Origin of the sequence: Frigoribacterium sp. VKM Ac-2859 (assembly GCF_013204925.1) — a bacterium.
Taxonomy (GTDB): domain Bacteria; phylum Actinomycetota; class Actinomycetes; order Actinomycetales; family Microbacteriaceae; genus Frigoribacterium.
In genome coordinates, this window is record NZ_JABMLC010000001.1 from 496,201 (window position 1) to 520,559 (window position 24,359).

The following is a 24,359-nucleotide window of genomic DNA, read 5'->3' on the forward strand; positions in this document are numbered from 1 at the left end:
CGTCAGGCTGCCCGCGAGGACGTCTGTGCGCTTCGACAACGTTCTCGCTCATCTTTGGTCGAGTTGCTACACCGCCAACCCCCGACTCGTTGGCATGATGGACCAGTGATCGTTGTCGTAGCGCCCGGTCAGGGCTCCCAAACTCCCGGTTTCCTCGACCCCTGGCTGGCTGACCCCGACCAGCGTGAGTTGCTGACGTCGCTCTCCGACGCGGCCGGCCTCGATCTCGTCGCCCACGGCACCACGTCCGACGCCGACACGATCCGCGACACCGCCGTGGCCCAGCCCCTCATCGTCGCGGCCGGCATCCTGACCGCCCGTGCCCTCTTCGGCCGTGTCGAGCGCTCCGCCGTCGCCGGCGTCGCGGGCCACTCGGTCGGCGAGTTCACCGCCGCGGCCGTCAGCGGCGTGCTGAGCGACCTCGACGCCGTCACGCTCGTCGCCGAACGGGGCCGGGCCATGGCCGACGCCGCCGCACTCGTCGGGACCGGCATGAGCGCCGTGCTCGGCGGTGACGAAGCCGAACTGCTCGCCCGTCTCGACGCCCTCGGGCTCTTCCCCGCCAACTACAACGGTGGCGGCCAGATCGTCGTCGCCGGCGAGACCGCCGCACTCGCCGAGCTGGCGGCCGACCCGCCGGCCAAGAGCCGCGTCGTGCCCCTCCAGGTCGCCGGCGCCTTCCACACGCGGTACATGCAGCCCGCAGTCGAGCGCCTCCGCTCCGCCGCCGCCTCGGTCACGGCCGCCGACCCCTCGACGACGCTCTGGACCAACCACGACGGCAGCACCGTCGACTCGGGCGCGCGCTTCGTCGAGCTGCTCGTCGGGCAGGTCTCGTCTCCCGTCCGATGGGATGCGACCATGCGGTCGTTCGCCGACGCCGGTGTGACGGGCATCGTCGAACTCGCCCCGGCCGGAGCCCTGACCGGCCTGGCCAAGCGCGCGCTGAGGGGTGTCCCCTCGGTCGCCGTCAAGACACCCGACGACCTGCAGGCCGCCGTCGACCTCATCGAGGGAGCAGCATGACCACCCCCCAGCTCAACCAGACCACCGGTGCGCAGTTCACCCGGATCTACGCACTCGGCGCCGCCCGCGGTGAGAACGTGGTCCCGAACGCCGACATCATCGAACCGATCAACTCCAGCGACGAGTGGATCCAGCAGCGCACCGGTGTGATCACCCGCCGACGGGCAGGCAAGGACGTCAAGGTCGTCGACCTCGCCGAGACCGCCGCCAACGAGGCCATCGCCAAGTCGGGCATCCGCCCCGACCAGATCGGCGCCGTCCTCGTGTCGACCATCGGTGCCGGCGTCGTGACCCCGTCGGTCGCCTCGCTGCTCGCCGAGCGCGTCGGTGCGAACCCGGCCGCCGCCTACGACATCTCGGCCGCCTGCGCCGGCTTCACGTACGGCATCGCGCAGGCCGACTCGTTCGTCAAGTCGGGCCTCGCCGAGTACGTCCTCGTCGTGGGTGCCGAGAAGCTCAGCGACGTCATCGACCCGACCGACCGCACGATCTCGTTCCTGCTCGCCGACGGAGCGGGTGCGGCCATCGTCGGCCCGTCCGACACCGCGGGCATCGGCCCGACGGTCTGGGGCTCGGACGGCTCGAAGTGGGACGCCATCGGCATGACCAACACCATGACCGAGTACCGCGAGGGTGCCGGCGAGATCCCCTGGCCGACCCTCCGCCAAGAAGGTCAGACGGTCTTCCGCTGGGCCGTCTGGGAGATGGCCAAGGTCGCCAAGGAGGCCCTCGAACGCGCCGGCGTGACCGCCGACCAGCTGTCGGCTTTCGTGCCCCACCAGGCCAACATGCGCATCATCGACGAGTTCGCGAAGCAGCTCGGCCTGCCCGAGTCCGTCGTGATCGGTCGCGACATCGCGACCACCGGCAACACCTCGGCCGCCAGCATCCCGCTCGCGACCCACCGACTGCTCGACGAACACCCCGAACTCAGTGGCGGTCTCGCGCTGCAGATCGGTTTCGGTGCCGGACTCGTGTTCGGCGCCCAGGTGGTCGTGCTGCCCTAGCGCGCCGCTGCCCACCCGACCGCGGGGCGCTGTATAGGCTTTACCCCGGTCACAACGACACCCCCTCAAGGAGACAACACCATGGCACTGTCCACCGAAGAAGTCCTCGCCGGCCTCGCCGAGCTCGTCAACGACGAGACCGGGATCGCCACCGACACCGTCGAGATGGACAAGTCGTTCACCGACGACCTCGACATCGACTCGATCTCCATGATGACCATCGTCGTCAACGCCGAAGAGAAGTTCGACGTCAAGATCCCCGACGAAGAGGTCAAGAACCTCAAGACCGTCGGCGACGCCGTCACGTACATCCACAAGGCGCAGAACTAAGACGTCGGCTGCCCGGTCGCCGTCACGGCGACCGGGCCCCGCCGCTGTGCCCTCGACGCCGTCGACCCCACGCCACCAGCCTCGGCTGCAGCCCGGGTCACGGCGTCGTCGTACATCGGCACAGCCCACCGACCGGCCCTCCCAGAAGGAACGTCAATGACCAAGAAGATCGTCGTCACCGGCCTCGGCGCCACGAGCCCGCTCGGTGGCACCGCCACCGAGAGCTGGCAGAACCTGCTCGCCGGCCAGTCGGGCATCACCACGCTCGAACAGGACTGGGTCGCCAAGTACGAGCTGCCCGTCACCTTCGCCGGCCAGGCACGCACCCCCTCGGCCGACGTGCTCGACCGCCGCGAGATCAAGCGCCTCGACCCGTCGAGCCAGTTCGCGCTCACCGCGGCCCGCGAGGCCTGGGCCGACGCCGGCTCGCCCGAGGTCGTCCCCGAACGCTTCATCGTCGACTGGGCCACCGGGATCGGCGGTGTCTGGACGCTGCTCGACGGGTGGGACACCCTGCGCGAGAAGGGCCCGCGACGCGTCCTGCCGATGACCGTCCCCATGCTCATGCCGAACGGTCCCGCCGCCGCCATCTCGATGAACCTGGGTGCGCGCGCCGGAGCCCGCACGGTCGTGTCGGCCTGCGCCTCCAGCACGGAGTCGATAGCCATGGCCTACGAGCACCTGCAGTCCGGCCTTGCCGACATCGCCGTCGCCGGCGGTTCCGAGGCGGCCATCCACCCGATGCCCCTGGCCTCCTTCGCGGCCATGCAGGCCCTCTCGAAGCGCAACGACGACCCCGCCACCGCCTCGCGTCCCTACGACGTCACGCGCGACGGCTTCGTCCTCGCCGAAGGAGGCGCGGCGCTCGTCCTCGAGACCGAGGAGCACGCCCTGGCCCGCGGGGCCCGCATCTACGCCGAGCTCATCGGTGGTGCGGTCACCAGCGACTCGTACCACATCACCGCTCCCGACCCCGAGGGCACCGGCGCCGCCCGGGCCGTCATCGCGACGCTCGAGAACGCGGGGGTCGACCGCGACCAGGTCGTCCACGTCAACGCCCACGCGACGAGCACCCCGGTCGGCGACATCGCCGAGTACCACGCCATCAAGCGCGTCTTCGGCGACCACACCTCGAAGCTGATCGTCTCGGCGACCAAGGCGGCCACGGGCCACCTGCTCGGCGGCGCGGGCGGCATCGAGGCGCTGTTCACGGTCAAGGCGCTGCACGAGCGCGTGGCGCCGCAGACGATCAACGTCACGCAGATGGACGACGAGATCGACATGGACGTCGTCGTCGGAGAACCGCGCCCCCTGCCCGAGGGCGAGATCGTGGCCATCAGCAACTCGTTCGGCTTCGGCGGCCACAACGCCGTCGTCGGGTTCCGCTCGGTCTGACCGAGGCGACCGACGCAGGAGGCGCGGGTGGCGTGATCACGCCACCCGCGCCTCCTGCGTCGTCACCCGGTGCGCCCGGGACGCCCCTCCCCGTGCAGCGGCCGGTCAGCTGACCTTGTGCAGCCAGACGACGGGGTTGCCTTCGCCGCTGTAGCGGAACGGTTCGAGTTCGTCGTCCCAGGCCTGGCCGAGGGCGAGACGCAGCTCGCGGTGCAGCTCGAGGGTGTTCGACCCGGCGATCTCCATCGCGTAGCGGATGCGATCCTCGGGGATGACCGTGTTGCCGGCGGTGTCGGTCTGGGCGAAGAACACGCCCAGGTCGGGAGAGTGCATCCAGCGCCCCCCGTCGTGGGTCTCGCCGGGGTCTTCGGTCACCTCGTAGCGGAGGTGCTCCCAGCCCCGCAGAGCAGAGGCGATGCGCGCGCCGGAGCCCTCGTCGCCCTGCCACGAGAACTCGGTGCGCTGGGCGCCGGGCAGCACGGGTTGGTCGACCCAGGCGAAGTTCACGCCGTGCCCGAGGGCACGACCGACGGCCCACTCGACGTGTGGGCACAGTGCACGAGGGGACGAGTGCACGTAGAGCACTCCCCGAGCGGTTGCAGCAGCCACGATTCCTCCATCTGGTTCAGGTGCGACTTCCCCATCGACCTGTCAGACGTGATTCGTGTGCGTTTTTCGATTGTGCGGGCCGGGACCCGGTGATGCGCGGGACGGTGCCCGTTCTGTGAATTATGACCGACCCGCCTGAGAAATCACAACTGTGTAACACCTGCGAATGGTGCGGCGTCTCGCACGGCCTGTCGGCTCACTTGGCCTGCGAGTAGTCGTCCACGACCGCGACCGTGACCGGGAAGGCCACCGGGGCGTCGCCGAAGAGCAGCCGGCCGGCCTCGACCGCGCTGTCGGCGACCAGCGCGGCGACCTCGTCGGCGGCGGCCGCGGGGGCGTGCACCACCACCTCGTCGTGCAGGAAGAACACGAAGTGGGGTGCCGGGACGCCGGTCCCCCAGCGCGCGTGCAGACGACGGCGCAGGGCGCCCATCCAGCAGAGGGCCCACTCCGCGGCGGTGCCCTGCACGACGAAGTTGCGCGTGAACCGACCCCACGAGCGTGCGTCGCGATCGGCCGGCCGCACGCCCATCTCGGGAGGCAGCGCGCCCACCCCGGCGCCCCCGGAGGCGTCCGGGTCGTCGGACGGCCGCGGTGAACTGCGGCCGAGCAGGGTGTCGACGACTCCCCCGGCCTCGCCCGTGCGCGCCGCCGTCTCGACGAGCGCCATGGCGTCGGGGAACCGCCGCGCCAGGCGGGGCACGAGTCGGCCGCTCTCGCCCTGGGTCGCGCCGTACATGGCGCCGAGCATCGCGACCTTGGCCTCGGCCCGCGTCGCGACGGCTCCGCTGGCGACGATTCCCTCGTAGAGGTCGCCCGACCCGGCCCGGGCCATCGAGCGGTCGCCGGACAGGCCGGTCAGGATGCGTGGCTCGAGTTGCGAGGCGTCGGCGACCACGAGCTTCCAGCCCGGGTCGGCCACGACGGCGCCGCGGACCGCCCGGGGAAGCTGCAGCGCGCCTCCTCCGCTCGTGGCCCACCGGCCGGTCACGACGCCGCCCGGCACGTAGTCGGGACGGAAGCGCCCGCCGTGCACCCAGGCGTCGAGCCAGGCCCAGCCGTTGGCGACGAGCAGCCGCTGCATCTTCTTGTAGCGGAGCAGCGGCTCGATCGCGGGGTGCTCGTGCCGTTGCAGTTCCCACTGCCGCGTCGACTGCACGAGCACGCCCGCACGGTTGAGGGCCCTGATCAGCTCGGCGGGCGAATCGGGGTTGAGGTCGGGCGCGTCGAGCGCCTGCCGCACCTCGTCGAGGGCGTCGCGCATGCGGGCCGGTCGCTCGCCCGGGGCGGGCCTCGGCCCTAGGGCGGCGGTCAGCAGTTCGTCGTGCACCCGGGATGACCACGGGATGCCCCGGTGGCGCATCTCGGCCGCGATCAACGCACCGGTGGACTCGGCGGCGACGAGCAGCTCGAGTCGACCCCGGGCAGGCGACGCCTCGACCGCCTCGCGCTGGGCGAGGAACTCGGCCGCCGGGTCGGGCAGCGACTCGGGGAGGACCTCGAAGAGTCCGTCGGGCTCGCCCGGCGACGCCTGGGCGACGTCCCACGGCCCGGGAGCCGCGCCTCCGAGGGGGAAGGCGGGCGCCGACGTCGACCGTCGCAGGATCGCGTGCACGAGCCGGAGGTCGACGCAGCGCGCCAGCGTGACCCCCGCGTCGAGGAGGCGCGGGTACCACCGCGGGGTGTCGTCCCAGACCCAGCGGGGCGAGGCCTCGCGCTCGAGGACGGCCACGCGCGCCGGCAGGTCGGCCGCGGGGATGGTCTCCACGCCGACCGCTTCGAGCAACCCCGACGTGCCACGCTCGTACCGCGTCAGCTCGACGTCGCCGTCGGGCAGTCGACGCAGCAGGAAGAACACCGCCTGATCATCCCACCCGGCGCCGACACCGACGGGCCGTTCTCAGTGCAGCGGCTGCCCGGCGGCGTCGAGGACGTTCTTCTCGCCCGCCTCGATCGGCGACGCGAACCGGTTCTGGGCCGGCGGGATCGGGCAGTTGAAGGCGTACGAGAAGGCGCAGGGCGGCAGGACGGCCCGGTTGAAGTCGAGCGTGATGGTGCCGTCACCGTTCGGCACCGGGAAGAGGAACCGCCCGACCGAGTACGTGCTGTCGCCGTTGGTCGCGTCGCCGAAGACGAGCTGCAACCGGTCGCCGTCACCCGACGGGAACGCCGCGAGCTCGTGGTCGACCCCGTCGCGGGTGAAGCGGATGAGCCCGGGCAACGGCTTGGGCCGACTGAGCTCGAGGTCAGCCTGGTGACGGATGTCGACCTGGGTGTCGGGCGCGGTGGGCACGAAGTCGGCCGTGACGACCCAGTCCGGGTCGAACGGGAAGGCGTCGATCGATCCGAAGCCCGTCACGGCGTCCGACGCGGAGTCCCAGACGCGCAGGGCGTACCCGGTGTGGTCGTCGTTCGCGATCACCGTGCCGGTCGTGGTCTCCGAGAACCGGAGGCTGCTCGGGACCATCGCGTCGTCACCCGCCACGACGACGGTGCCGTCGACGAGGTCGCCGTCCACGTGGATGCCGTCCGCCGGGGCGGCCGTCAGCGCCAGTCCCGACACGCCCTGCGGGGTCGGCGCCCAGCGGCCCGGCACGCCCCAGACGGTCTGCTCGTGGTCGACCCACTGCGTGCCGGTCAGGGCGAGCGGACCCTGCGGCGACACCGCGCGGGTGCGGCGCAGGACGTGGAAGCGGTCGAGCTCGGCCTGCGCGGCCGCGTGCTCGGACGGGCGGGTGGTGTCGGCGGTGCTGTCGGTCATCGGTCCTCCTGGGGTCTGACGAGGGGCAACGCCGGGGAGGCGCGGTTCATGCCCCGACGGACGGGACGTGGTCAGGACCGGCACCGCGCCTCCTCGTCCCACGTCTCAGTCCTGCAGGTCGTCGCCGCCCACGGCGAGGCGCCGGAGCTGCTCGTCGAACGGGACGACCGCGGCGAACGGGTCGTCGAGCGCGCCCTCGTGCCGCGCCACGAGCTCGGCGAACTCCCCCGCGGCGCGCGTGACCCGCTCGGGCAGCGTCGTGGAGGTGCCGTCGCCCTCGCCCCAGTCCTCGGACGCCGCGAACACGGAGGTGGGCACGACGACGGCCTGGAGGTAGGCGAACAGGGGTCGCACCGCGTACTCGAGGGCCAACGAGTGGCGAGCCGTTCCGCCGGTCGCCCCGATCAGCACGGGCGTGCCCGTCAGCGCCTTGTGGTCCATCACGTCGACGAACGACTTGAACAGGCCGCTGTACGAGGACGAGAAGACGGGCGTGACCGCGATCACGCCGTCGGCGCTCCTCACGTTCTCGAGTGCCTCGGCGAGGGCGGGAGGCGCGAAGCCGGTCAGCATCGCGTCCGTCACCTCGTGCGCGAGGTCGCGCAGCTCGACGACCTCGACCTCGACGAACGAGCCGCGGCCGACGAGGTCACGCGTGGTGGCCTCGACCAGCCGGTCGGCCAACAGACGGGTGGAGGACGGCTGGCCCAGCCCCGCGGACAGGGCGACGATCTTCTTGGTGCTCATGGCGCGCCTCCTGCGTGTCTCAGCGGGCGGACGACGCGGTGAGCGCGTCGTGCGCGGTGGGTGTGGCCGTGGACCGCGACGCCCGGGTCGCGGCCTCGACGAGCGAAGCGTGCGTGGGGGCGTCGGGCACGTCGGCCGGACGGTTCGCGGCGAACTCGCGACGGAGGACCGGCACGACCTCGCTGCCGAGGATGTCGAGCTGCTCGAGGACAGTCTTCAGGGGCAGGCCGGCGTGGTCCATGAGGAAGAGCTGGCGCTGGTAGTCGCCGACGTAGTCGCGGAAGCCGAGGGTGCGGTCGATGACCTCCTGGGGGCTGCCGACGGTGAGCGGGGTCTGGCTCGTGAAGTCCTCCATCGAGGGACCGTGGCCGTAGACCGGGGCGTTGTCGAAGTAGGGACGGAAGGTGCGCTTGGCGTCCTGCGAGTTCTTCGCCAGGAAGACCTGACCGCCGAGACCGACGATCGCCTGGTCGGCACGCCCGTGCCCGTGGTGCTCGAAGCGGCTGCGGTAGAGCTCGACCATCTGCTTCGTGTGCGAGGCGGGCCAGAAGATGTGGTTGGCGAAGAAGCCGTCGCCGTAGTAGGCGGCCTGCTCGGCGATCTCGGGGCTGCGGATCGACCCGTGCCAGACGAAGGGCGCGACGCCGTCGAGGGGACGCGGGGTCGCCGTGAAGCCCTGCAGCGGCGTGCGGAAGTGGCCCTTCCAGTCGACGACGTCCTCGCGCCAGAGGCGGTGCAACAGGGCGTAGTTCTCGATCGCCAGGTTGATGCCCTGGCGGATGTCCTTGCCGAACCAGGGGTAGACCGGGCCCGTGTTGCCGCGACCGAGCGTGAGGTCGACCCGGCCACCGGCGAGGTGCTGGAGCATCGCGAAGTCCTCGGCGATCTTGACCGGGTCGTTCGTCGTGATGAGCGTCGTCGCCGTGCTGAGCACGATGCGCTCGGTCTGCGCGGCGATGTAGGCGAGGAGGGTCGTCGGGCTCGAGTTCACGAAGGGCGGGTTGTGGTGCTCGCCTGCGGCGTAGACGTCGAGGCCGACCTCTTCGGCCTTCTTCGCGATGGTGACCATCGCCTGGAGGCGCTCGCCCTCGGTCGGGGTGGCACCGGTCGTGGGGTCGGTCGTGATGTCGCCGACGCTGAAGATTCCGAACTGCATTGCTCCACCTTAGAACATCTGCATGCGTTTGCATGCACTTCGGTGAACCGCGGGGTGGGGCGTGGCATTCCCGGGCGTGCGATGGCCGTCGGGAACGTGCAGCGGACGACCTGGCCTCGACCTCGACCCCCGTGCGCGACGTGGGACGTGTCGGCAACTCCGGACTCGCGCTCCACCCCGAACGCCCGGGCCCGGAAACACGGGGCCCGCGCCGACCGACGCCGCAGGGGGCAGGAGTTGCCGACCACGCGGCGGGGTGGCCGAAGTCACCACCGCGAGAAGTCATGCAGGAAGCGCGGCACACGCCGTAGCGGGCGGTGCGGAGGGGGTGGGGGGCGCCGGGGCGGGGTGAGGCGGTGCGGCGGCGGGTCAGGCGAGGGGGGCGAGGCGCAGCCAGCGCTCCGCGACCTGGGCCTGCGAGACGGGCCCGTCGCCGTCGCGGTCGATCTGGGGCGAGTCGAACTCGACCCACCAGGTGCGGGCCGAGCCGCCGATGGCCGACACCCCCTGCCAGGCGCTGCCCCCGGCCCGGACCACGATGCCCGTCGGGCCGTACGGGAACGGCGTAGAAGGGTCCTCGTCCGAGTCGATGACGTACACCTGGGCCCCGACGCCCATGCGCGCCGGGCCGGATCGCCCGGCGTCGTCGGAGGAGGCGCCGCCCCAGGCGTCGGGGTCGGGCTCCGGCTGTCGGGGCCGCTTGGTGAACATGGACGACATCGTGCCACGCACGACGGACGCCGGGCGACGACGCGGCCGCGCTCACAGCAGGCCCGGAGGCCGCGAACCGACCGGAACCGGGGCAGGCGCCACCGGACACAACGAGTAGGGCGGACGGGACTTGAACCCGTGACCGATCGATTATGAGTCGACTGCTCTAACCGGCTGAGCTACCGCCCCTCGCGTCGGCCCACCGGTGCGAGCCGTGGCCGGCCGGGGCGGTGCCGCGGTCGACCGTCAGTGCGCGCGGTCGGACGCCGCGTCGGTGGAGGGGACCACCGGCTGACCACGATACAGGCTCTCGAACACGCTGAGCGTTCGCTCGATGTCGTGCCCCTCGATCATCTTCAGGCTGGCCCGGCGCATCGCGAGGTACTCGTCGTCGGGGGCGGTCAACACCGTCGTGAGCTTGTCGGCGAGGTCGCGGCTGTCGCCCGGGCGGAAGAGGTAGCCGTTCTGGCCCTCGTCGACCAGGTGCGGCAGGGCCATGGCGTCGGCCACGACGATGGGCAGCCCCGACGCCATCGCCTCGAGGCTGGCGATGCTCTGGAGTTCGGCGATCGACGGCATGGCGAAGACCGTCGACTCGGTCAGCGTGCGTCGCAACTCGTCGTCGGACAGGTACCCGGCGAAGGTGACGACGTCGGCGAGGCCGAGGTCGCGGCTGGTCGTCTGGAGCTGCTTGAACAGGTCTCCGCCGCCCACGATCGTGAGCGTCGCGCCGAGGGTCGGGTCGAGCAGGGTCATCGCCTTGAGCAGCACGTCGATCTGCTTCTCGGCCGTGACCCGGCCGACGAACACGATGCGGTTCTCGGTCGGACGGGTGTCGAGGGCGGTGTAGTGCCCGGCCTCGATGCCGCAGGAGACGGCGAGCACTCCGGTGACCGCGACCGACTTCTCGAGGAACGTGGCCGCCTTCTGCGTGGGGGTCGTGATCGCCGCGGCCTTGTGGAACGTCTTGCTCGCGTCGTTCCACGCCATCTGGGTCGCCTTGGCGCGCAGCCCCTTGGGCAGACCGGTGTGCTCGAGCAGGTTCTCGGGCATGAAGTGGTTCGTGGCGACGATCCGCACGCCCCGGCGTTCGGCGACCTGCGCGACGCCCCGGCCCATCACGATGTGCGACTGGATGTGGACGACGTCGGGGTGGATCTCGTCGAAGATCTTCTCGGCGTGCTCCTGCACGCGCCACGGGGTGGCGAAGCGCAGCCAGTCGTGCAACGGCCACCGCGTCGAGTACAGCCGGTGGACGGTCAACGTCACGCCGCCGTGCTGCTCGAGGAAGGTGCCGTGGTGCCGGCTGGCCGCGGGCACCATGAGGTGCACGTCGTGGCCGCGCCGGGCGAGCCCCACGGCGAGCCGCTCCGTGAAGTTGGCGGCGCCGTTGACGTCGGGCGGGAAGGTGTCACCCGCGATCAGGACGGTCAGGCGGTCGGACGACCCCGAGGAGGCGCGGGTCGCGACGTCAGCCGACGTCGCGTCGTCGGGTCGGCCGGGTTCCGAGGGCGTCGGGGCAGGTGTCACGGGTCGTGGCGTCCTTCTCGTGCTCGGTGGGGTGTGCGGCGCGTCGTTCGCCCGGACGATCGTCGACCGGCGGGCGAGACGACCCCACGCTAGCTCAGGCTCGGGTCTGGGGATGGTATTTGGCGAGTTGGAACACGCCGTAGACCGCGATGGCGGCCGCGACGACGAAGAAGACGCCGGCGATCGCGGGGGCGTTCTGCGCCTCGCCCAGGACGACGATGCCGATGCCGACCGCGATGAGCGGATCGACGACCGTGAGACCGGCGATGACGAGGTCGGGTGGGCCGGACGAGTAGGCGTTCTGCACGAAGTACCCGCCGAGCAGTCCGGCCGCGAGCAGGAACACGATGCACACGATCGTCAACCAGTCGAAGTTGCCGGCGAAGACCCGGTTGAGGACGACCTTGGCGAGGGTCGCGACGAAGCCGTAGAGCACGCCCGCCGCGATGATGTAGAACAGCGCGCTGCGACGGCGGCGCAACAGGGCGAAGGCGACGCCCAGCACGGAGCCGACGACGGCGAGGATCACGAGGACCGTGACGAGCTGCCGCGTGGTGATCTCGGGCTCGATGGCCGTGAAGGCCGCCACGGTGACGAAGAGCCCGACGCCGCCGACGCAGAAGAGGATGGCCCGCTTGGCGCGCCGGTCGAGTCGTCGACCCGTCGACCGGGAGTTGAGGACCGCCGTGATGACGAGGGCGACCGCCCCGAGCGGCTGCACCACGAGTAGCGGTGCGATGCGCAGACTGGTCAGCTGGAAGAGGATCGCGAGGCCGAGCATCAGCGTGCCCAGCACCCACGAGGGGCGGCCCACGAGGGCGAGCACCTGGCGGACGTTCATGCCGCTCTTCGCCGCACCGATCCGTCGCTCGACCTTGGCGACGCCCTGGTGCTGGAGCTGGGCGCCGATCGAGAGGAACACCGCGCCGATCAGCGCGATCGGGATGCCGAGCGCCTGATAGGGGGTCAGGGATACCTGCTGGGTGAGCTCCCCGATGTCCGTCGTCACGGCGTCCACGCTAGCGCCGTGGCGCTGGATAGTCTGGACGAATGGCCGTTCGACCCATTTCCATCACGGGTGACCCCGTGCTCCACTCCCCCGCCTCCGAGGTGACCGTCGTCGACGAAAACCTGCGCACCCTCGTCGCCGACATGTTCGAGACGATGGACGCCGCCCCGGGCGTCGGTCTGGCGGGCCCGCAGGTGGGCGTCGGCAAGCGCCTGTTCGTCTACTCGTGGACCGACGACGACGGCGAGCTGTGGCGCGGCGTGGCCATCAACCCGACGCTCTGGCAGAGTCCGCTCTCGATCGAGCCGCTCGACGACGACTCCGAGTCCGAGGGCTGCCTCTCGGTGCCCGGCGAGAGGTTCCCGTTGCGGCGTGCCGACGGCGTCGTGCTGCGGGCCACCGACCTCGAGGGCGACGCGGTCGAGATCGAGGCCTGGGGCTGGCTCGCCCGCGTCTTCCAGCACGAGTACGACCACCTCGACGGCATCCTGTACGCGGACCGGCTCGAGCATCCCTTCCACAAGGCGGCCGCGAAGGCGGTCCGCAAGAAGGGCTGGGGACAACCGGGCAGCACCTGGCTGCCGGGCGTCGACCACCTCGAGGACTGACGGCCGGCCCCGGCCGACCCCGAGACCGAGGAGGCGCGTCCTGCGAACCGCAGGACGCGCCTCCTTCTCGTTCGGGCACGGAACGGAACGGAACGGCGAGAAAGGCCCAGGACGGACCGGGAAAGAGAAAAGGCCCAGAGGGTGGAGCCTCTGGGCCTTCGCTCCCCGAGTTGGACTCGAACCAACAACCTGCCGGTTAACAGCCGGCTGCTCTGCCAATTGAGCTATCGAGGAATGGCAACCGCCCCGGACTTTCGTCCGTGACAGCGGAGACAACACTAGCAAAGATCTGAGCCCCCGAGGGACCACGCCGACGACGCGGCGCGTCGCACGGCTCCGACCCTCGCGTCAGTACCCGTCGTGCGGGTCGACCACGCCGACGAACTCCCCGTCGCCGAGGAAGGCCCGCACGTTGAGCCGGATGCGCTCGGCCAGCAGCGGGGCGGTCATCTCGGGGGTGTCCGCCTGGTGCGGCGTGACGACGACACGCGGCTCGCCGAAGAGCGGGTGCCGGTCGGGGAGCGGCTCGGGCGTGGTGACGTCGACCCCCGCGCCCCAGAGTCGCTCCGCCCTGACCGCCTCGACGAGGGCGTCCGTGTCGACCAGGCTGCCCCTCGCGACGTTCACGAGCACGGCCGTCGCCGGCAGAAGGGCGAGCCGACGCGCGTCGAGGAGACCCGCCGTGCCGGGAGTCGCGGCGGCGGCGAGGACGAGGACGTCGGCCTCGGGCAACACCTCGTCGAGGCGCTCGACGGGGACGGTCCGGTCGGCCCCGGGCACGGGTTCGCTCGACCGGCGCACGATCGTCACCCGGACGTCGAACGGGGCCAGGAGGCGCATCAGCTCGATCGCGATGCCCCCCGCCCCGACGATGACGACGTGCCGTCCGTAGAGCGACCGGCCCTGTTGTTCGGTGGCCCAGGAGGTGGCGCGCACGCGCTGGGGAACGACCCTCAGCAGCGACAGCACGAGCATGAGGGCGTGCTCGGCGACGGGTTCGGCGAACGCCCCCTTGGCGCTCGTCCAGAGCGGCAGCGCGCGGTCGGCACGGGCCGCGATGACCTCGGAGAAGGCGTCGACCCCGGCGTAGGGCAGCTGGACCCACTCGATGCCCGGGTTCTCGTCCAGCGCGCGGGCCAGGCCGTCGGGGTCGCGGTACGAGAGCCAGACCAGGCCACGGGTCTCCGTGCCCAGGGGGACGACGTCCGCTCCCCCGGCCCGCACGGCGTCGACGAAGACCGGGGTGGGGCGGGGGGCCACCGAGACGGCACCCGGGGTCGGGCGTCGACCCGGGGCGAGGACGGGGCCCGCGGTGACGACCGCGCGGTGGCCGCGCGCGCCTCCCGGGCTCGTCGCCCGGGCCGCATCCGAGACGGTCGAGCCCGTGGCCGGCTCGGCGGTCACGAGGGCCGGTCTCCGCGGAGGCCGGCGTCGGGGTCGAGCGGTCGCCCGGCCTCGCGCTCCTCCGGGCGGATGATGTCGATCGGGGTCGTCTGCGAGAGCACCTTGACGTAGGGGTCGATGCCGGTCCGGAGGACCTCGTCGATGTCGCCCAGTCCGACCAGACGGCCACCGCGCATGACGGCGACGCGGTCGGTGATCGCTCGCGCCTCGGCCACCGAGGAGGTGACGACGAGCGCCGAGAACTGACGCCCCTCGTGCAGGTTCCCGATGACGTCGAGGACGGCCTGGCGGACGAGCACGTCCACCCCCCGGGCGGGCTCGTCGGCGATCAGCAACGGGGGCTCGAGGACGAGGCTGCGGGCCAGGGCGACGCGTTGTCGCTGACCGGAACTGAGCTCCCAGGTCTGCTTGAGCATGGTGCCGAGCGGCAGGTGCACGCCGTCGACGAGCGTCGCGACGATGCGCCCGGCCTCGGTGCGGTCGAACTTGCGGTCGCGCTGGTAGATCGGCTCGGCGATGGCCTCGCCGACGGTCAGGTCGGGACTCAGCCGCTCGCCGTCGTCCTGCGCCAGGTAGCCGACCATGGCCGAGAGCCGGTCCCGGCGCCGGCCCGAGAGCTTGCCGACGTCCTGGCCGAAGACCCGTGCGGTCCCACCGACCAGACGCGGGCGCCCCTCGTCGACGCGGCCCGTGCCGGTCAGTCCGGCGAGGGCCATCGCGAGCGTCGACTTGCCCGAACCGCTCTCGCCGAGCACGGCGACGATCTCGCCCGGCTCGACCCGCAGGGTGACCCCGTCGACGGCACGCACGGCCGGATGGCCCGCCCGGGCGGGGTAGAGCAGCGACAGGTCGTCGGTGACGACCGGCTGGTCGAGGTCGAGCTCGCGACCCGGCACCGTCAGGCCGCCCCGACGGTGTCGGTTCCGCGCTCCGGGTCGCCCGCCGCCCGGCGGTCGAGTTCGGCCAACCGCTCGCGGCGGGACGCCTGCTCGATCGGATCGGGCACCGGCAGCGACGCCAGCAGGCGCTGCGTGTAGGGATGCTCGGGCGCGCCGAGGACCTGGTCGTTCGGTCCGCTCTCGATCAGGTCGCCGTGGAACAGCACGCCGATCCGGTCGGCCAGCATGTTGACGACCGCGAGGTCGTGGCTGATGAACAGGGCGGCGAAGCCCAGCTGCGACTGCAACTCGGTGAACAGCTCGAGCACCCGGGCCTGCACGGAGACGTCCAACGCGCTGGTGGGCTCGTCCGCGATCAACAGCGTCGGGTCGAGGGCGAGCGACCGGGCGAGGCTCGCCCGCTGACGCTGCCCGCCGCTGAGCTCGTGAGGGTACCGGTCGGCGAACGACTTGGGCAGCTGGACCGCCTCGAGGAGTTCGTCGACGCGCGGACGGGCGGCCCGGGCGTCCTTCGCACGACCGTGCACGATGAGCGGCTCGGCCACGCACTCGGCGATCGTCAGCAACGGGTTGAAGCTCGACGCGGGGTCCTGGAAGACGAAGCCGATGTCGGCGCGCTTCGGCTTGAAGTCACGCTCGTGCACCCCGTTCATCTCGATGCCCAGCACCTCGAGCGACCCCCCGGTGACCTTCGTCAGCCCGGCGATGGCCCGTCCGATCGTCGTCTTGCCCGAACCGCTCTCGCCGACGAGGCCGAGGACCTCGCCGCGGGCGATGGTGAAGTCGACGCCCTTGACGGCCCGGAAGCCGCCGCGGCCGAGGCGACCGGGGTATTCGATCTCGAGACCCCGGGCACGTACGACGACCTCGCTGTCGGCGGGCTGCTCCTGCTGCGTGTGGCCGCGGGCCTCGAGCTTCGGCACCGAGCCGAGCAGGCGCTTCGTGTAGTCGTCCTGCGGGTTCGCGAACAGCTCGACGGCCGGGGCCTGCTCGACGACCTTGCCGAGGTACATGACGGCGACGCGGTCGGCGAGGTCGGCGACGACGCCCATGTTGTGCGTGATGAGCACGATGGCCGTGCCGAACTCGTCCCGACAGCGGCGCAACAGGTCGAGGATCTCGGCCTGCACGGTCACGTCGAGGGCCGTGGTCGGCTCGTCCGCGACGATCACCGACGGGTCGAGCACGAGCGCCATCGCGATGACCACGCGCTGCTTCTGCCCGCCCGAGAACTGGTGCGGGTAGTAGTCGACGCGGGTCTCGGGGTCGGGGATGCCCACGCGACGCAGGATGTCGATCGCCTTGACCCGCGCCTCCTTGCGTCCGACCTTGCCGTGGGCCCGCAGGCCCTCGGCGATCTGCCAGCCCACCGTGTAGACGGGGTTGAGCGCGGTCGACGGCTCCTGGAAGACCATGGCGACGTCGGTGCCGCGGAGCTCGCGGACCTTCTTCGGGCCGACCTCGAGGACGTTCTGCCCCGAGAGCAGCACGGCACCGGTGGCGACCGCGGTCTCGGGCAAGAGGCCGAGGATCGTCTTCGCCGTGACGGTCTTGCCGCTCCCCGACTCGCCGACGATCGCCAGCACCTCGCCGGCGCGGACGTCGAGCGTCACGCCCTGGACGGCCGCGACGTCGCCGCCGTCGGTCGCGAAGGTCACCTCGAGGTCGGTGATGCCGACGGCGACGGGGCGCTCGTCGCGCGGCGTCGCGGGTCGGCCGGTCGCGGTCGTGTCGGCGGTCATGCGGTCACCTCGTCGTGGGTCGTGGTCGGGGCCTGCTCGGTGCGGCGGGTGCCCTTGGTCTTGCGCTTCGCGCGACGGCGGGTCCGGAGGCGCGGGTCGGCCAGGTCGTTCAGGCTCTCGCCCATCAGCGTGATGCCGAGCACCATCAGCACGATCGCCGCACCGGGGAAGACGCCGGTCCACCAGATGCCGCTGGCGGTGTCGGAGAGGGCGCGGTTCAGGTCGTACCCCCACTCGGCCGCCGCGGTCGGGCCGATGCCGAACCCCAGGAAGCCGAGGGCCGCCAGGGTCAGGATCGCCTCGGACGCGTTGAGCGTGAGGATCAGGGGCAGGCTCCGCGTGGCGTTGCGGAGGACGTGCTTGAACATGATGCGGCCCGTGCTGCTGCCGTTCACCTTGGCCGACTCGACGAACGCCTCGGCCTTGAGCCTCGTGGCCTCGGCGCGGACGACGCGGAAGTACTGCGGGACGTACACCACGGTGATCGAGATGCCCGCCGAGACGATGCCGCCCCAGAGGCTCGACTGGCCCCCGCTGATGACGATCGAGACGACGATGGCGAGCAGCAGCGAGGGGAACGCGTAGACCGCGTCGGCGACGACGACGAGCACGCGGTCGAGCCACCCGCCGAGGTAGCCCGAGATCAGGCCGAGCGTCACACCGATCGTGATCGACAGCACCACGGCCACGATGACGACGGCCACGGCGGTCCGGGTGCCCCACATGACGCGGCTGAACACGTCGTAGCCGCCGACAGTCGTCCCCCACAGGTGCTCGGCCGACGGTGGCGCCTGGCGCGGGAAGGCCTCGGTGGCACCGCGCAGCTGGCCGAAGCCGTAGGGCGCGATGAGGGGGGCGAAGATCGCCAGCAGCACGAACACGGCGACGATCACGACGCCGGTCAGCAGCATGCCGCGCTGCAGCCCCACCGAACGGCGGATCTGGGCGACGACGGGGAGGCGCTTGTAGAGGGGTTCGCGGCGGTCGGCCGCGACGGTCGAATCGGTCATGGTCAGTACCTCACGCGGGGGTCGATCAGGGCGGCGATCACGTCGACCACGAAGTTGGTGACGGCGACGATGACGGCGAGCACGGCGACGATGCCCTGCACGGCGATGAAGTCGCGGGCCGACAGGTACTGCTGCAGCTGGAAGCCCAGCCCCCGCCAGCCGAAGGTGGTCTCGGTCAGCACCGAGCCGCCGAGCAGCATCGCGATCTGCAGCCCCATGACGGTGATGATCGGGATCAGGGCGGGCTTGAGCGCGTGGGCCCGGACGAGCCGGAACTCGCTGACGCCCCGCGACCGCGCCGCGTCGACGTACTCGGAACCGAGCGTGCCGATGACGTTGGTGCGCACCAGGCGCAGGAAGATGCCGGCGGTCAGCACGCCGAGCGCGAGGGCGGGCAGCACCGCGTGCGAGAGGACGTCCACGATGATCGTCGAGTTGCCGGTCCGCAGGGCGTCGACGATGTAGATGCCCGTGGGGTTGTCGATGCGCCCCAGGGCGATGGCGACCCGCGTGCTCGCACGACCGCCGAGCGGGAGCCAGCCGAGCCAGACCGAGAAGGTGAGCTTGAGCAGCAGGCCGGCGAAGAAGACCGGGGTCGCATAGGCGAGGATCGCCAGCACGCGCAGGATCGCGTCGGGCCAACGGTCGCGCACGTACGCGGCGAGCATGCCGAGCGGGATGCCCAGCACGAGCGCGACGATCAGCGCGTAGAAGACCAGCTCGATCGTGGCGCTGCCGTACTGCAGCAGGATGCCGCTGATCTCGCGGTTGTCGGTCGCGGTGGTGCCGAAGTCGCCTCGGACGATCTGGCCGAGGTACTCGAGGTACTGCACGATCACGGGGCGGTCGTAGCCGGCGGCGGCGAGACGCTCCTGCAGCTGGGCCTCGGTGAGACGCCCGCCGACGGAGGCGGTGATCGGGTTGCCGACCACGCGCATCAGGAAGAACACGAGCGTGACGAGGATGAACACGGTGGGCACGATGAGGATCGCGCGGATCACGATGTAGCGTCCGAGGCCGCCGCCGCCGGAACTCCGGGACTTCCCGGGACTGGAGGTGGGCGGTGCCGTGAGGGAACCGTCGGTGATCAGGGTCACGTCGTTGGGCCTTTCGATGGTGTGGTGCCGGTCGCAGACCGGAGGGGGCGCCCCGCGGTGTCGCGGGTCGCCCCCTCGGCGTACGGCCGTGGTGCGGAGTCCCCCGACGCCGGAGGCCGACCGGCGGACCGGCGGGACTCAGGGGACGGGGAGGCGCGTCAGCGGCTCAGCGCACCGTAACGGAACTTGAACGACGCGTCGAGCGTGTCGTCCACGCCCTTCACGTCGGACTGCGAGACGACGACCTGCGTGCCCTGCAGCAGCGGCAGGGTCGGCAGGTCGGCCGCGACGGCGTCCTGGATGTCCCCGATGGTCGCCTCACGAGCCGAGGCGTCCTGCTCGCCGATCTCCTTCGTCAGCAGACCCTGGACGGTCGGGCTGTCGTAGTGGTTGCCGACGAAGTTGTCCGCGCTGAAGAACGGCGTCAGGTAGTTGTCGGCGTCCGAGAAGTCGGGGAACCAACCCAGCTGGTAGACGGGGTAGGCGTCCTCGCGGCGCTCGGTGCTGTAGGTGTCCCACAGGGTCGACTGGAGGTTGACGGTGAACAGGCCGCTCGCCTCGAGCTGCGACTTGATCAGCGCGTACTCCTCGTCGCTCGACGCACCGTAGTGGTCGGGGCTGTACTGCAGGTCGATCGACACCGGGGTGCTCACGCCGGCGGCCGACAGGGCCGCGGCGGCCTTGTCGACGTCCGGGCCGCCCTGGCCGTCGCCGTAGAGGCCCTCGAGGGGCGTCGTCGCACCGGTCAGGCCGTCGGGGACGACCGAGTAGAGCGGCGTGTAGGTGTCGTTGTAGACGTCCTTGGCCAGGGCGGCACGGTCGACCGTGTCGGCCACGGACTGACGCACGGCCAGGGCCTTGGCCGGGTCGGCGTCGGGCTGCGTGGCACCGTACGGCATGGTGTTGAAGTTGAACACCAGGTAACGGATCTCGCCGCCGGGGCCGTTGTGCACGGTGAGCGCGTCGTCCTTGGCCAGGTCGGCCAGGTCGGTCGGGCTCAGGCTGCGGTTCGCGACGTCGACGTCGCCGTTCTGGACGGCGAGCTTGAGGTCGGTCTCTTCGGTGTAGTAGGTCGCCGTGACCGAGTCGGTCTTCGGGGCACCGAGCACGCCGTCGTAGGCGTCGTTCGCCTCGTAGGCGATCGTCTCGTTCTGCGAGTAGTCGGTGATCGTGTACTGACCCGAGAAGGCGTTGCCCTTGACGATGTCGTCGGCGTCGGTGAGCCCGGTCGCCGAGAAGACGTCCTCGTCGACGATCGGGCCGGCGGGGCTCGAGAGCACCTGGGGCCAGGTCTGGTCGGCCGACTTGAGCGTGAAGACGACGGTCGTGTCGTCGGGCGCGTCGGTGCTGGCCAGGTTGCCGAGCAACGACGACGGGCCGTTGGGGTCGGCGATGGCCAGCTGGCGGTCGAAGCTGAACTTGACGTCGCTCGAGGTGAGCGCGTTGCCGTTCGCGAAGGTCAGTCCGTCCTTGAGCTTGACCGTGTACTCGGTCGGGCTGGTGAAGTCGGCGGACTCGGCCAGGTCGGGCTCGACGTCGGGGCTGCCGTACGGGGCGTTCGTCAGGAAGCCGAACACCTGGTTCTGGACGGCGAACGAGCCGTTGTCGTACGAACCGGCCGGGTCGAGCGACGTGATGACGTCGGTCGTGCCGATGCTGAGACCGTCGAGGGCGTCGGTCGCGTCACCACCGGAGGCGCAGCCCGAGAGGACGAGTGCGGTGGCAGCGGCGCCACCGACGACGGCGAGGGCGCGTCGGGCGAGCGTGGAGTCGGATGTCATATCCGGTTACCTCTTTCTCTGTGTGCAAGGGGCCCCGGGCCGTGCTGTGGACGCGGCCGTTTCAGGGAACGTCCATTGGTAACACACACGTGAGCGCGAGACGGGCTCATCGCGCAACTGTTTACAGGCCCGCAACGAACCCTTGCCAACTGGTCGTCTCGAGGCCGGCGGCGCATCCTCGTGATGTATGCGCGTTCAGGCCGGGGCACCGCGTGACGGCCGCCGACCTCACTCTTGGCGGATGGACCGGCGCTCGGCCTCGACGGCGGCGATCCGCACCTGGATCTCACGCCAGCGTTCGGGTTCGGTCTTCATGTCGGTGCGGAACGACTGCCCGAGCAGTTCGGACTTCTCGCGGATCAGGTCGCGCTCGACGATCGAGACGACGATGCCGCGACAGTAGGTCGTGATCTCGCGTCCCTCACGCTCGGGGATGGGGGCGACGGCGAGCTCCTTCGCCAGGGCGTCGAACGGCGACGGCGTCTGGCCGAGGACGACGTCGAGCCAGTCGGCCGAGTCGAACCGGTCGAGGCTCGCGCCGATCGCGTCGCGGACGACGGCCAGTGCACCGTTCTCGATGCGTGCCCGTGCCGCCCGCTGCATGAGTTCGAAGCCGACCGTCGCCGGGTGCTGGAGCATCGCCATGAGCGCGTCGCGCTCGGTGCGGGTGGTCAGGTCGCCCGGGAGCGTCAGCAGGCTCGGGCCGGCGGGCTCGTCGGGCACCGGCGGCAGGCTCGTGATCGACTGGCGGCCGTCGGTGGCGTTCTTGGGCTGCGACCGCTCGAGCGCGTTCTGGGCCGAGGAGGCGCGACCCGCGTCGTCGACGGACCGCGCGACGTCGGCCGGGTCGAGCCCCAGCCACCCGGCCAGCGACCGCACGTAGCCCTGGGTCATCGAACGGTCCCGGATGCCCGCCACCACCGGCGAGGCCGCCCGGAGCGCCGACACGCGACCCTCGACCGTCTCGAGGTCGTGCCCGTCGATGAGCCGGCGGATCATGAACTCGAACATCGGACGCTTGGTCGAGATGAGGCGGCGCACGGCGTCGTCCCCGCGGTTCAGCCTGAGGTCGCACGGGTCGAGCCCGTCGGGGGCCACGGCGACGAAGGTCTGCGCGGCGAACCGCTGCTCTTCGGCGAACGCGCGTGACGCCGCCTTCTGGCCCGCCTCGTCGGGGTCGAAGGTGAAGACGACCTCGCCGCCGGTCGAGGTGTCGGCCCCGCTGACGTCGCCGAGCATGGGTCGCAGCACCTTGATGTGGTCCACGCCGAACGACGTGCCGCAGGTCGCGACGGCCGTCGTGACCCCGGCCAGGTGGCACGCCATCACGTCGGTGTAGCCCTCGACGATGACGACCTGCTTGCCCTTCGAGATGTCCCGACGGGCCAGGTCGAGCCCGTAGAGCACCTGGGACTTGTGGTAGATCGGCGTCTCGGGGGTGTTGAGGTACTTCGGGCCCTTGTCGTCCTCGAGCAACCGACGCGCGCCGAACCCGATGGTCGACCCAGTGACGTCGCGGATCGGCCACACCAGCCGCCCGCGGAAGCGGTCGTAGGGGCTGCGGTCGCCCTGGCTCAGCAACCCCGCGGTGACGAGCTCGTCGTCGCGGTAACCGAGCCCCTTGAGGTGCGACCGCAGGGCGTCGAACGACTTGGGGGCGAACCCCACGCCGAACCGCTCGGCCGCGGCCGGGTCGAACCCCCGCTCGCCGAGGAAGCGCCGGGCGGGCTCGGCGTCGGCGGCCGTGAGGTGGTCCACGAAGAACTCGCGCGCGGCCTCGTTCGCCGAGATCAGACGCGCCCTGTTGCCGTGGTCGCTGGCCTGCCCGCCGTCCTCGTAGTGCAGCTCGAAACCGATGCGCGCCGCCATGCGTTCGACCGCTTCTTGGAAGGTCGTGTGGTCGGTCTTCATGACGAAGCTGAAGACGTCGCCGTCCTCACCGCAGCCGAAGCAGTGGTACCGCCCCACCTGGGGCCGCACGTGGAAGCTCGGACTGCGCTCGTCGTGGAACGGGCAGAGCCCCTTGAGCGACCCCACGCCCGCCCCCTTGAGCGTGACGTGGTCGCCGACGATGTCGGCGATGTTGGTGCGCGACCGGACCTCGTCGATGTCGTTGCGTTTGATCAGGCCGGGCACGTGTCGATTGTAGGTCGAGCCACCGACCACGCCGACCCGGGAGGTCGGCCGCGGGAGGACGAGGAGGCGCGGTGCGGCCGGTCGGGACCCGCGCCTCCTCGGCGACTCGCCGTCACCGGCCGGCGGTGAGCCGGTCGTGCCACGCCATCGCGCTCTGGTCGGTCAGCGAGGCGACCTGGTCGACGACGACCCGGCGCCTCGCGGCGTCGTCGTCCGCCGAGGCCCAGTCGGCGGCGAAGCCACGGTCGAGTTCTGACGGGCCCGCCTGCCACAGGGCGTCGGCGAGGCTCGTCAGGACCTCGCGCTGCCGGAGGTAGATGGGCTGCCGGTTGTCCCGCGTCATGACGAAGGCCGCGACGATGCCCTTGAGCACGGCGATCTCGCCGATCACGTCCGGGGCGACGACCACCGACGCGCCGAAGCGCATCAGGGCGTCACCGGGATAGGACTCACGCGTCGCCTGGGTGGCCGAACCGGCGAAGCGCCCGATCAGCTGGCTCGTGAGGTTCTTGAGACGGGCCTGCGCGAACCGGCTGCCGTCGTACGACTCGAGCCAGAACGGCAGCGCCTGCAACCGGTCGAAGGCCTCGGTCAACTCGTCGCGACTGAGCTCTCCGCCGACCCACTCGTGCATGGCCGTCACGAGCGAGTCGTGGTCGACCCGCGCCCCGAGGGCGGCCACGTCGACGTAGCCGTTGACCACGGCGTCCTCGAAGTCGTGGACCGAGTACGCGATGTCGTCGCTGAGGTCCATGACCTGGGCCTCGACGCACCGCCGGCGACGCGGGGCACCACGACGCAGCCACTCGAAGGCGGCCGTGTCGTCGTCGTAGAAACCGAACTTCATGCGACCGCCCGGGTCGGGGATGCCCTGGGCCGCGGGCCACGGGTACTTGCAGCTGGCGTCGAGGCTGGCACGGGTGAGGTTCAGCCCGAAGCTGCGTCCCGTCGCGTCGATGACCTTCGGCTCGATGCGGGTCAGCAGACGCAGGGTCTGCGCGTTGCCCTCGAAGCCGCCGATGTCGGTCGACCAGTCGTTCAGCGCCCGCTCGCCGTTGTGCCCGAACGGCGGGTGGCCGAGGTCGTGCGCGAGGCAGGCCGTGTCGACGACGTCGGGATCGAGGCCGAGGCTCGTGGCGAGCTCGCGACCGACCTGCGCCACCTCGAGCGAGTGCGTCAGCCGGTTACGCGCGAAGTCGAGGCCGGCCGTGGGGCTCAGCACCTGCGTCTTGGCCGCCAGGCGCCGGAGCGCACTCGAGTGCAGCAACCGGGCCCGGTCGCGGGCGAAGTCGCTTCGCCGGTTGGAGTGCTGCTCGGGCGCCCAGCGCTCGGAATCGGCGGGGTCGTACCCGGGGGTGGCGCTCGGCAGGGCTTCGGTGGACACCGGGGCCTCTCGGTCGG

General features: G+C 71.3%; 21 protein-coding genes and 2 tRNA genes. 5 read left to right on the plus strand and 18 right to left on the minus strand.

Features of this window, described 5'->3' with window-relative positions; all coding sequences use genetic code 11:
- The first annotated feature begins 105 nt into the window (after window positions 1-105).
- From HQQ78_RS02330 to HQQ78_RS02345, 4 genes are all read left to right on the plus strand, one after another.
- Window positions 106-1,026, plus strand: coding sequence for an ACP S-malonyltransferase (locus HQQ78_RS02330; protein ID WP_173150927.1), 921 nt, complete (start codon window positions 106-108; stop codon window positions 1,024-1,026).
- Complete coding sequence (locus HQQ78_RS02335) at window positions 1,023-2,033, plus strand: beta-ketoacyl-ACP synthase III (protein ID WP_056045584.1); 1,011 nt, start codon at window positions 1,023-1,025, stop codon at window positions 2,031-2,033. The genes HQQ78_RS02330 and HQQ78_RS02335 overlap by 4 nt, the downstream gene beginning before the upstream one ends.
- An 81-nt stretch (window positions 2,034-2,114) precedes the next feature.
- On the plus strand, window positions 2,115-2,363 hold the full coding sequence (locus HQQ78_RS02340; RefSeq protein ID WP_043592609.1) for an acyl carrier protein: 249 nt from the start codon (window positions 2,115-2,117) through the stop codon (window positions 2,361-2,363).
- Between the two features lie 156 nt (window positions 2,364-2,519).
- Window positions 2,520-3,758 (plus strand): beta-ketoacyl synthase, encoded by a 1,239-nt coding sequence (locus HQQ78_RS02345; RefSeq protein WP_173150928.1) that lies wholly within the window; start codon window positions 2,520-2,522, stop codon window positions 3,756-3,758.
- A gap of 105 nt (window positions 3,759-3,863) precedes the next feature.
- Here HQQ78_RS02345 and HQQ78_RS02350 read toward each other — a convergent pair whose 3' ends face one another.
- The 9 genes from HQQ78_RS02350 to HQQ78_RS02390 form a co-directional block, all read right to left on the minus strand.
- Window positions 3,864-4,367: a DUF3145 domain-containing protein gene (locus tag HQQ78_RS02350; RefSeq protein WP_056045587.1), complete on the minus strand. Its 504-nt coding sequence runs from the start codon at window positions 4,365-4,367 to the stop codon at window positions 3,864-3,866.
- Between the two features lie 196 nt (window positions 4,368-4,563).
- On the minus strand, window positions 4,564-6,225 hold the full coding sequence (locus tag HQQ78_RS02355; protein ID WP_371740316.1) for a bifunctional 3'-5' exonuclease/DNA polymerase: 1,662 nt from the start codon (window positions 6,223-6,225) through the stop codon (window positions 4,564-4,566).
- A 42-nt stretch (window positions 6,226-6,267) separates the two neighbouring features.
- Entirely contained in the window at window positions 6,268-7,128 is an 861-nt protein-coding gene (locus HQQ78_RS02360) for a DUF1684 domain-containing protein (RefSeq protein ID WP_173150929.1), read from the minus strand.
- Window positions 7,129-7,233: 105 nt separating this feature from the next.
- Window positions 7,234-7,875 (minus strand): FMN reductase, encoded by a 642-nt coding sequence (locus tag HQQ78_RS02365; protein WP_173150930.1) that lies wholly within the window; start codon window positions 7,873-7,875, stop codon window positions 7,234-7,236.
- 19 nt (window positions 7,876-7,894) lie between these two features.
- Window positions 7,895-9,031, minus strand: coding sequence for an LLM class flavin-dependent oxidoreductase (locus tag HQQ78_RS02370; RefSeq protein ID WP_056045601.1), 1,137 nt, complete (start codon window positions 9,029-9,031; stop codon window positions 7,895-7,897).
- A gap of 369 nt (window positions 9,032-9,400) precedes the next feature.
- Window positions 9,401-9,742, minus strand: coding sequence for a hypothetical protein (locus HQQ78_RS02375; RefSeq protein WP_173150931.1), 342 nt, complete (start codon window positions 9,740-9,742; stop codon window positions 9,401-9,403).
- Window positions 9,743-9,857: 115 nt separating this feature from the next.
- Window positions 9,858-9,931: transfer RNA gene (locus tag HQQ78_RS02380), tRNA-Ile, on the minus strand.
- Window positions 9,932-9,988: 57 nt separating this feature from the next.
- Window positions 9,989-11,272, minus strand: a complete 1,284-nt coding sequence (locus HQQ78_RS02385) for a glycosyltransferase (protein WP_371740317.1) — start codon at window positions 11,270-11,272, stop codon at window positions 9,989-9,991.
- Between the two features lie 94 nt (window positions 11,273-11,366).
- On the minus strand, window positions 11,367-12,281 hold the full coding sequence (locus tag HQQ78_RS02390) for a DMT family transporter (RefSeq protein WP_123570787.1): 915 nt from the start codon (window positions 12,279-12,281) through the stop codon (window positions 11,367-11,369).
- A gap of 41 nt (window positions 12,282-12,322) precedes the next feature.
- Here HQQ78_RS02390 and def point away from each other — a divergent pair, with 41 nt between their 5' ends.
- Window positions 12,323-12,889 carry a peptide deformylase gene (gene def / locus HQQ78_RS02395; RefSeq protein ID WP_173150932.1) on the plus strand — a complete coding sequence of 189 codons (567 nt, stop codon included), beginning with the start codon at window positions 12,323-12,325 and terminating at the stop codon, window positions 12,887-12,889.
- Window positions 12,890-13,050: 161 nt separating this feature from the next.
- On the opposite strand, the gene HQQ78_RS02400 is transcribed toward def, so the two are convergent.
- The 9 genes from HQQ78_RS02400 to HQQ78_RS02440 all read right to left on the minus strand — a co-directional run bounded on the left by HQQ78_RS02400 (window position 13,051) and on the right by HQQ78_RS02440 (window position 24,342).
- Window positions 13,051-13,123 (minus strand) — tRNA-Asn (locus HQQ78_RS02400).
- A 114-nt stretch (window positions 13,124-13,237) separates the two neighbouring features.
- Window positions 13,238-14,293 carry an NAD(P)-dependent oxidoreductase gene (locus HQQ78_RS02405; protein WP_173150933.1) on the minus strand — a complete coding sequence of 352 codons (1,056 nt, stop codon included), beginning with the start codon at window positions 14,291-14,293 and terminating at the stop codon, window positions 13,238-13,240.
- Window positions 14,290-15,189, minus strand: coding sequence for an ATP-binding cassette domain-containing protein (locus HQQ78_RS02410; RefSeq protein WP_157485310.1), 900 nt, complete (start codon window positions 15,187-15,189; stop codon window positions 14,290-14,292). Before HQQ78_RS02410 ends, HQQ78_RS02405 begins: the two co-directional genes overlap by 4 nt.
- A gap of 2 nt (window positions 15,190-15,191) precedes the next feature.
- Window positions 15,192-16,934, minus strand: a complete 1,743-nt coding sequence (locus HQQ78_RS02415) for an ABC transporter ATP-binding protein (RefSeq protein ID WP_173150934.1) — start codon at window positions 16,932-16,934, stop codon at window positions 15,192-15,194.
- Window positions 16,931-17,944: an ABC transporter permease gene (locus tag HQQ78_RS02420; protein ID WP_056045614.1), complete on the minus strand. Its 1,014-nt coding sequence runs from the start codon at window positions 17,942-17,944 to the stop codon at window positions 16,931-16,933. The genes HQQ78_RS02415 and HQQ78_RS02420 overlap by 4 nt, the downstream gene beginning before the upstream one ends.
- A 2-nt stretch (window positions 17,945-17,946) precedes the next feature.
- The gene (locus tag HQQ78_RS02425; RefSeq protein WP_055972446.1) at window positions 17,947-19,041 is read right to left on the minus strand and encodes an ABC transporter permease; all 1,095 of its coding nucleotides are present in this window, start codon (window positions 19,039-19,041) and stop codon (window positions 17,947-17,949) included.
- Between the two features lie 158 nt (window positions 19,042-19,199).
- Complete coding sequence (locus HQQ78_RS02430; RefSeq protein ID WP_056045617.1) at window positions 19,200-20,822, minus strand: ABC transporter substrate-binding protein; 1,623 nt, start codon at window positions 20,820-20,822, stop codon at window positions 19,200-19,202.
- A gap of 228 nt (window positions 20,823-21,050) precedes the next feature.
- Window positions 21,051-22,958: a DNA primase gene (dnaG, locus tag HQQ78_RS02435; protein ID WP_173150935.1), complete on the minus strand. Its 1,908-nt coding sequence runs from the start codon at window positions 22,956-22,958 to the stop codon at window positions 21,051-21,053.
- 112 nt (window positions 22,959-23,070) lie between these two features.
- Complete coding sequence (locus HQQ78_RS02440; RefSeq protein ID WP_082460243.1) at window positions 23,071-24,342, minus strand: deoxyguanosinetriphosphate triphosphohydrolase; 1,272 nt, start codon at window positions 24,340-24,342, stop codon at window positions 23,071-23,073.
- Window positions 24,343-24,359 lie beyond the last annotated feature (17 nt).

Coding starts and splice junctions, on each gene's coding strand:
- HQQ78_RS02335 (WP_056045584.1), top strand. CDS start 1,023: ATGACCACCCCCCAGCTCAACCAGACCACCGGTGCGCAGTTCACCCGG.
- HQQ78_RS02340 (WP_043592609.1), top strand. CDS start 2,115: ATGGCACTGTCCACCGAAGAAGTCCTCGCCGGCCTCGCCGAGCTCGTC.
- HQQ78_RS02345 (WP_173150928.1), top strand. CDS start 2,520: ATGACCAAGAAGATCGTCGTCACCGGCCTCGGCGCCACGAGCCCGCTC.
- HQQ78_RS02360 (WP_173150929.1), bottom strand. CDS start 7,128: ATGACCGACAGCACCGCCGACACCACCCGCCCGTCCGAGCACGCGGCC.
- HQQ78_RS02365 (WP_173150930.1), bottom strand. CDS start 7,875: ATGAGCACCAAGAAGATCGTCGCCCTGTCCGCGGGGCTGGGCCAGCCG.
- HQQ78_RS02370 (WP_056045601.1), bottom strand. CDS start 9,031: ATGCAGTTCGGAATCTTCAGCGTCGGCGACATCACGACCGACCCCACG.
- HQQ78_RS02375 (WP_173150931.1), bottom strand. CDS start 9,742: ATGTTCACCAAGCGGCCCCGACAGCCGGAGCCCGACCCCGACGCCTGG.
- def (WP_173150932.1), top strand. CDS start 12,323: ATGGCCGTTCGACCCATTTCCATCACGGGTGACCCCGTGCTCCACTCC.
- HQQ78_RS02415 (WP_173150934.1), bottom strand. CDS start 16,934: ATGACCGCCGACACGACCGCGACCGGCCGACCCGCGACGCCGCGCGAC.
- HQQ78_RS02420 (WP_056045614.1), bottom strand. CDS start 17,944: ATGACCGATTCGACCGTCGCGGCCGACCGCCGCGAACCCCTCTACAAG.
- HQQ78_RS02430 (WP_056045617.1), bottom strand. CDS start 20,822: ATGACATCCGACTCCACGCTCGCCCGACGCGCCCTCGCCGTCGTCGGT.